Origin of the sequence: Streptomyces hygroscopicus subsp. hygroscopicus (assembly GCF_001553455.1) — a bacterium.
Lineage (GTDB): Bacteria > Actinomycetota > Actinomycetes > Streptomycetales > Streptomycetaceae > Streptomyces > Streptomyces hygroscopicus.
In genome coordinates, this window is record NZ_BBOX01000541.1 from 1 (window position 1) to 7,766 (window position 7,766).

A 7,766-nucleotide genomic window follows, 5' to 3' on the forward strand; every position below is an offset into this window, starting at 1 on the left:
GGCCGGGACCGCGGCGCGGCGGGCTGGTCAGGCGTCATGTGGTATCCCCTCCAGTTTCCCCGCGCGGGCGGTCCTCGCGGGGGACCGGCGGGCTACTGCTCGTCCGGACCCCGGCCCGAGGCCAGGTCCTGGACCGCCGCGGCGAAGGCGTCGCCCCGCTCGTTGTAGTTGGTGAACATGTCCATCGAGGCGCAGGCCGGTGCCATCAGGACGGTATCGCCCGGCCGGGCGAGCCGCGCCGCTTCGCGCACAGCCGCCGCCATCGCCCCAGTGTCGGTCCGGTCGAGGTCCACGACCGGGACATCTGCCGCGTGTCGCGCGAGCGCTTCGCGGATCAGCGCGCGGTCGGCGCCGATCAGCACCACGCCGCGCAGCCGCTTGGCCGCCGTTAGGACGAGTTCGTCGAAGGTGGCCCCCTTGGCGAGACCGCCCGCGATCCACACGATGTGCTCGTAGGCGCCCAACGACGCCTCCGCGGCGTGGGTGTTGGTCGCTTTCGAGTCGTCGACGTAGGCCACGCCGCCGACGTCCGCGACGTGCTCCACCCGGTGCGGATCGGGCCGGAAGGCGCGCAGGCCGTCCCGCACGGCCGCCGGCGGGACCCCGAAGGAGCGGGCCAGGGCGGCCGCCGCGAGGGCGTTGGCGATGTTGTGCGGGGCCGGCGGGTTCACGTCGGAGACCTCGGCGAGCTCCTGCGCCTGCTGCTGCCGGTTCGCCACGAAGGCCCGGTCGACGAGGATGTTCTCCACGACGCCGAGTTGGGAGGGGCCGGGGGTGCCGAGGGTGAAGCCGATCGCCCGGCAGCCCTCCTCGACGTCGGCCGCGCGCACCAGGTCCTCGGTGGCGGGGTCGGCCACGTTGTAGACGCAGGCCACCTGGTTGCCCTCGTAGATCCGGCCCTTGTCGGCCGCGTACGCCGCCATGGAGCCGTGCCAGTCGAGGTGGTCGGGGGCGAGGTTGAGCACCGCCCCGGAGTGGGCGCGCAGCGAGGGCGCCCAGTGCAGCTGGTAGCTGGAGAGCTCGACGGCCAGCACGTCGTACGGCTCGTCGCCCAGCACGATGTCCAGGAGCGAGACGCCGATGTTGCCCACGGCCGCGGTGCGCAGCCCGGCCGCCTCCAGGATGGCCGCGAGCATCCTCACGGTGGTCGTCTTGCCGTTGGTGCCGGTGACCGCGAGCCAGGGCGGGGCGTCCGGGCCGCGCAGCCGCCACGCCAGCTCCACATCGCCCCAGACCGGCACACCCGCCTCGGCGGCGGCCAGGAACAGCGGACTGGTGGGCTTCCAGCCGGGGGTGGTCACGACCAGCTCGGTGCCCTCGGGGAGCGTCGCCCCGTCGCCGAGGCGGACCGTGATGCCCAGCGGCTCCAGCTCGGCCGCCTGGGCGCGCTGTGGCGCGCCGTCGCTGCCGTTGACCACGGTCACCGAGGCCCCGAGGCCCCGCAGCGCACGCGCTGCGGGGACCCCGGAGACGCCGAGCCCGGCGACGGTGACCTGCCGTCCGGCGAGGTCGGACACGTCGGGGGAAGCGGCGCCGGACGTCACGAAGCCCGCCACCCCGCGTAGAAGATGCCGAGGCCGACGATCACGCACATGCCCTGGATGATCCAGAACCGGACCACCACAAGGACTTCGCTCCACCCCTTGAGTTCGAAGTGGTGCTGGAGCGGTGCCATCCGGAAGACCCGTCGCCCGGTGGTCCGGAAGGAGCCGACCTGGATGACCACGGACATGGTGATCAGAACGAACAGTCCGCCGAGCAGGGCCAGCAGCAGCTCCGTACGGGAGCAGATGGCCAGGCCCGCGAGGGCGCCGCCGAGCGCGAGCGAACCGGTGTCCCCCATGAAGATCTTGGCGGGCGAGGTGTTCCACCACAGGAAGCCGAAGCACGCGCCCATCAGGGCGGAGGCGACGACCGCGAGGTCGAGCGGGTCACGGACCTCGAAACAGGACGCGGGATTGGTGAGCGTCTCCGCGTTGGCGCAGGACTCCTGGTACTGCCAGACGCCGATGAAGGTGTAGGCGCCGAAGACCATCACGGAGGCACCGGTGGCCAGACCGTCGAGGCCGTCGGTGAGGTTCACACCGTTCGACATGGCCAGGATCATGAACAGCGCCCAGATCGCGAAGATCACCGGGCCGAAGGACCAGCCGAAGTCCTGGACGAAGGAGAGCCGGTCGGAGGCGGGCGTCTGCTGGCGCGCGTCGGCGAAGTTCAGCGCGAGGATCGCGAAGGCGATACCGACGATCAGCTGGCCGGCCATCTTCGCCTTGGCCCGCAGACCGAGGCTGCGCTGCTTGACGATCTTGATGTAGTCGTCGAGGAAGCCGACCAGCCCCATGCCCGCGAACAGGAAGAGCACCAGCACACCGGAGAAGGACGGCTCACTGCCGGTGATCACCTTCGTCACGGCGTAGGCGATCAGCGTGGCCAGGATGAAGGAGATACCGCCCATGGTGGGCGTGCCCTTCTTGCTGCCGTGCGTCCGCGGACCGTCGTCCCGGATGTACTGGCCGTAGCCCTTGCGGGCCAGCAGCTTGATCAGCAGCGGTGTGCCGATCAGGGTCAGAAAGAGCCCGATGGCTCCCGAGAAGAGGATCTGCCTCATGCCCATCGGCCGGCGACCTCACCCTCACCGTCGAGCAACGCCTGCGCAAGCCGCTCCAGGCCGACCGACCTGGACGCCTTCACCAACACGACATCCCCCGGTCGCAGCTCGCTGCGCAGCAGATCGACCGCTGCCCGCACGTCGGACACGTGCACCGACTCCTCACCCCACGAACCCTCGTTCTTGGCGCCCATGTCCAGCCAGGCGGCCTCCTGGCCGCCGACCGCCACGAGCTTGCTGACGTTGAGCCGGACGGCCAGCCGCCCGACCGCGTCGTGCTCGGCCAGTGACTCCTCGCCCAGCTCGGCCATCGGGCCGAGCACCGCCCACGTGCGACGCCCCGGTGTGGCAGCGCCCATGGCGACCAGCGCGCGCAGCGCTGCTCGCATGGACTCGGGGTTCGCGTTGTAGGCGTCGTTGACGACCGTCACGCCGTCCGAGCGCTCGGTGACCTCCATCCGCCAGCGGGAGAGCTGCCCCGCCTCGGAGAGCGCCACGGCGATCTCGTCGACGGACATGCCCAACTCGTGGGCGACGGCGGCCGCGGCGAGCGCGTTCGACACGTGGTGCTCACCGTACAGGCGCATGGTCACGTCACTGCACCCGGTGGGGGTGTGAAGCGTGAAGGCGGGGCGGCCCCCGTCGGCGAGCCGGACATTCCCGGCACGCACATCGGCGTCCTCGGCCTCGCCGAACAGGACGGTACGGGCCTTGGTGCGCGACGCCATGGCGCGCACCAAGGGGTCGTCGGCGTTGAGCACCGCCACCCCGCCCTCCTCGGCCGACGGCAGGGCCTCCACCAGCTCGCCCTTGGCCTCGGCGATCTGCTCCCGGCCGCCGAACTCCCCGATATGGGCGGTGCCGACGTTGAGCACGAGTCCGACGCGGGGCGGGGTGAGCGTGGCCAGATACCGGATGTGCCCCTTACCCCGGGCGCCCATCTCCAGCACCAGGTGCTGGGTGGCCTCGTCTGCGCTGAGCGCGGCCACCGGTAGCCCGATTTCGTTGTTGAAGTTGCCCGGCGTCCATACGGTGGGCCCGCGGCGCTGGAGCAGCTGGGCGATGAGGTCCTTGGTGCTGGTCTTGCCCGCGGAGCCGGTGAGCGCCACCACGGTGGTGCCCAGGCGCTCCACGACGGCGCGCGCCAGCGCTCCCATGGCGGCGATGACATCGGGTACGACGATCGCCGGTACGGGGGCGTCCGGTGTGCCGACGGGACGGGCGGCCAGGACCGCCACGGCACCCGCCTCGACCGCGCCCCGGGCGAAGTCGTGGCCGTCCACGCGCTCCCCGGGGAGCGCTGCGAAGAGGCTGCCGGGCCGCACCTCACGGGAGTCGATCACGACAGGGCCCGTGACCTTCAGGTCCGGGTCCGGTATGTCGTGCGGCTGTCCACCGACTAGGCCGGCGATCTCGGTGAGCGACAGTGCGATCACTGATCACCTCCGGCCGTGCGGGAGAGCTGCCTGGAGGGGGCTGGTGCGCGCATGGCGGTCTGTCATCCCTGGTCGTCTTGGTGTTTGTCCCGATGCTGTGCGCTCGCCTCGGGGCGCGTGGCATCGCGCCTGTGGGCTCGCTCACTGAGCTCGATGGCTTCGCGGAGTACCTGGCGGTCGTCGAAGGCACGGACCACGCCGGCGATGTCCTGGCCCAGCTCATGGCCCTTGCCGGCCACGATGACGGTGTCACCGGGCGCGGCCCGGGCCACGGCGGCCGCGATGGCGTTCGCCCGGTCCTCCTCGACCAGCACATCACCACGCTCGTGGGCGGGCACCTCAGCGGCACCCGCGAGCATGGCGGCGAGGATCGCGAGCGGATCCTCGGAGCGGGGGTTGTCGGAGGTGAGGACGGCTGTGTCGGCGTACCGGGCCACCGCCGCGCCCATCGGGCCGCGCTTGAGCCGGTCGCGGTCCCCGCCGCAGCCGAGGACGGCGTGCAGCTTGCCGTCGGTCACCTTGCGGAGGGCACGCAGCACCGACTCCACCGCGTCGGTCTTGTGGGCGTAGTCGACGACGGCGAGGTAGGGCTGGCCCACGTCGACCCGCTCCAGCCGGCCCGGCACGCCGGGGACGGCGGCGACGCCGTCGGCGGCCGTCTGCGGGTCGATCCCGGCGACGGCGAGCGCGACGACCGCGGCGAGCGCGTTGGCGACGTTGAAGGGGCCCGGGAGGGGCGCGGCGGCCCGTACGGACTCGCCGTCCGGTCCGAGGACGGTGAAGGTCGAGCCGAGCGGGCCGACCTCGACGTCGGCGGCGCGCCAGTGGGCGTCCGGGTGGCCCTCGGCGGAGAAGGTCGTGACGGGGACCTCGGACTGCTCGATCAGCCGCCGGCCGTACTCGTCGTCGTAGTTGATCACTCCGGCGCGGCTGCGGGCCCTGGTGAACAGCTGGGCCTTGGCCTGGAAGTAGTCCTCCATGCCGGAATGGAACTCCATGTGCTCCGGGCTGAGGTTGGTGAAGACCGCGACGTCGAAGACGCAGCCGTCCACCCGGCCGAGGACCAGGGCGTGGCTGGAGACCTCCATGACGACCGAGCGGACGTCGCGCTCCCGCATCACCGCGAACAGGGCCTGCAGATCGGTGGCCTCGGGGGTGGTGCGCTCGGACTTGATGCGCTCGTCGCCGATCCGCATCTCCACGGTGCCGATGAGACCCGTAAGGCCGCCGTCGTGCTTCGCGGCGGCCTTGAGGCCGCCTTCGACGAGATACGCGGTCGTGGTCTTGCCGGAGGTGCCGGTGATGCCGATCTGGAGCAGACCGTGACCCGGCTCACCGTAGATCGTGGCGGCCAGTGCGCCCATCCGGCCGCGCGGGTCCGCCACCGCCAGCACCGGCAGTCCGGTGGCCGCGGCGCGCTCGGCGCCGGCCGGGTCGGTCAGCACCGCGACCGCGCCGAGGTCGGCGGCCTGGGCGGCGAAGTCCGCGCCGTGGAGACGGGCGCCGGCCAGCGCGGCGTACACATCGCCGGGGCGTACGGCCCGCGAGTCATGGGTGATCCCGGTGACCGCGGCCCCCTCCGGTGCTTCGGGGGCTTGGACGCCCAGCTGATCCGCCAGCTCCGCGAGCGGGATCGGGCGGACCTGGAGGGGGCGGGGCGCTCCCGGGTATTCCACAGAAACGTCCTTCTGAGGGGTTTGGGACTGATCAGCGTGGGGCACGGCGGTGAGCGTACCCGGCACACCCGCTCCCCCGCGAAATGAGACGGGGAAGCGGGCCCGTACCGAACCGTGGTTCCCGGGGTCCGGCGTGATCGTCGTCACTGCTGGGTCCGCTCACTGGCCCGGGTTGTAGCTCACGGGGAGCCGTTTGGCCTGCTTCCCCGACGGGGGGACCTGCAGGGTCTTGAGGCCGAACTCCATGACCTTCTTGTAGACCGGCCCGCAGACCTGACCGCCGAAGTAGCTGCCCTTGGTCGGGTTCTGAACGGCACAGTAGACGGTCAGCCGGGGTTTGTCGGCCGGGGCGAAGCCGGCGAAGGACGCGGTGTAGCCGCGGTAGCGGCCGGTCTTGGGGTCCACCCGGTTGGAGGTGCCGGTCTTGCCCGCGACACGATAGCCGGGGATCTTCGCCTTGGCGCCGGTGCCCTGCTCGTCGTCCACCACCGACTCGAGCATCTCGGCGAGCGTCTTCGCGGTCTCCTTACCGACGACCCGGGTCTTCTTGGGGGCGGGCGCGGCCGTGAAGTCGCCTTCGGGCCCCCGGGTGCCGCGGACGAGCGTGGGCGCGATGCGCTCACCGCCGTTTGCGATGGTGGAGTACACGGAGGCCGCCTGGACGGCGTTGAGCGACAGCCCCTGGCCGAACGGGATGGTGTACTGCTGCGAGGCGCTCCAGTCCTGCGGCCGGGCCAGGATGCCCGGGGTCTCGCCGGGGAAGCCAAGCCCGGTGGGCCGGCCGATCCCGAACTTCCGCAGGTAGGAGTAGAGGATCCGGTTCTTCTCCCGCTTGGTCCTGCCCAGCTGCTCGGTGGCGAGTATGGTGCCGATGTTGCTGGACTTGGCGAGCACGCCGTTGAGCGTGAGGTACCAGGTCGGATGGTCGATGTCGTCCGCGAAGGCCCGGTCCGCACGCGACAGCCGGTTGGGGACCACCACATGGGTGTCCCAGCGCGCCGCGCCCTCCTCGAGGACGGCGGCCATGGACATCAGCTTGCTGACGCTGCCGGGCTCGTAGGCGTCGGAGACCGCGGCGTTGCCCAGGTGCTCGCTGTTGGTCGTGGTGATGTCGTTGGGGTCGAAGCCGGGGGCGTTGGCCATCGCCAGGATCTCTCCGGTGCGGGTGTCCTGGACGATCACATAGCCGCGGTCCGCGCCGGACTTCCGGACCTGGTCGGCGATGGCACTCTGGGCGGCCCACTGGATGTCGCGGTCGATCGTCAGCTCGATGTCGCTGCCGGGGACCGCGGGCTGCTCCTTGACGTCCCCGGTGGGCACCTGGTGGCCGCCGGACTGGGCGTAGACGCGCTTGCCGTCCTTGCCCGCGAGCTTCTTGTTCAGCTGCTGCTCCAGCCCGGCGGCGCCGCGGCCGTCGGCGTCCACGAACCCCAGCAGTCCGGCGGCGAGGTCCCCGTTGGGATAGACCCGCTTGCTGTGCGCCTCGCGGTTGACCCCGGCCAGCACATTGGTTCCACTGCCCTTGGCCGCCGAGTCGTCAAGGGCGCTCTTCAGGTCCTTGATCTGGTTCCAGACCTGAGGCGACTGCTGCCGGGCGAGCACGACGTACTTCGACTCGGGGTTGTCGGTGAGCTTCTTCTCCAGGTCCGCCTGGTCCTTGCCGAGGATGGGCGCGAGCAGGGCCGCGGCCTGGCGCGGCGCGTCACGGGTCCTGGCCGTCTCGGGCGTGAGGAGGTCGGGGGCGGCGGTAATGTCGTACGCGTCCACGGTGGTGGCCAGATCGACGCCGTCGCGGTCGGTGATGGAGCCGCGCTCGGCGGACAGCTTCACCGGGATGTAGCGGTTGACGTTGGCCTTGGCCGCGTAGGCGCTGGCGTCGACGGCCTGCACCTGGAGCAGCCGTACGACGAAGACCAGCATGACGAGGGTGAGTCCGAGGCTGATCAGCCGCAGCCGGGGGCGCGGGCTGCCCAGCCGCAGCGGCCGGGGGCCGCCGGGGCGCGGGCGCTGGGCCGGACGGCCGGACGATCCCCCGGAACGCTCACC

Annotated in this window: 5 protein-coding genes; all 5 read right to left on the bottom strand. The window is 71.6% G+C overall.

What is annotated here, in order from left to right; genetic code table 11:
• Positions 1-92 precede the first annotated feature (92 nt).
• Entirely contained in the window at positions 93-1,556 is a 1,464-nt protein-coding gene (gene murD / locus AXW62_RS38355) for a UDP-N-acetylmuramoyl-L-alanine--D-glutamate ligase (RefSeq protein ID WP_244190314.1), read from the bottom strand.
• Positions 1,541-2,608: a phospho-N-acetylmuramoyl-pentapeptide-transferase gene (gene mraY, locus AXW62_RS38360; protein ID WP_030831646.1), complete on the bottom strand. Its 1,068-nt coding sequence runs from the start codon at positions 2,606-2,608 to the stop codon at positions 1,541-1,543. The genes murD and mraY overlap by 16 nt, the downstream gene beginning before the upstream one ends.
• Entirely contained in the window at positions 2,605-4,044 is a 1,440-nt protein-coding gene (locus AXW62_RS38365; RefSeq protein WP_060948428.1) for a UDP-N-acetylmuramoyl-tripeptide--D-alanyl-D-alanine ligase, read from the bottom strand. Before AXW62_RS38365 ends, mraY begins: the two co-directional genes overlap by 4 nt.
• Before the next feature lie 62 nt (positions 4,045-4,106).
• Entirely contained in the window at positions 4,107-5,867 is a 1,761-nt protein-coding gene (locus AXW62_RS38370) for a UDP-N-acetylmuramoyl-L-alanyl-D-glutamate--2,6-diaminopimelate ligase (protein WP_079115990.1), read from the bottom strand.
• 12 nt (positions 5,868-5,879) lie between these two features.
• Positions 5,880-7,766 (bottom strand): peptidoglycan D,D-transpeptidase FtsI family protein (locus AXW62_RS38375; RefSeq protein ID WP_060948430.1); only part of this gene is annotated, 1,887 nt, incomplete at its 5' end.

Coding starts and splice junctions, on each gene's coding strand:
- mraY (WP_030831646.1), bottom strand. CDS start 2,608: ATGAGGCAGATCCTCTTCTCGGGAGCCATCGGGCTCTTTCTGACCCTG.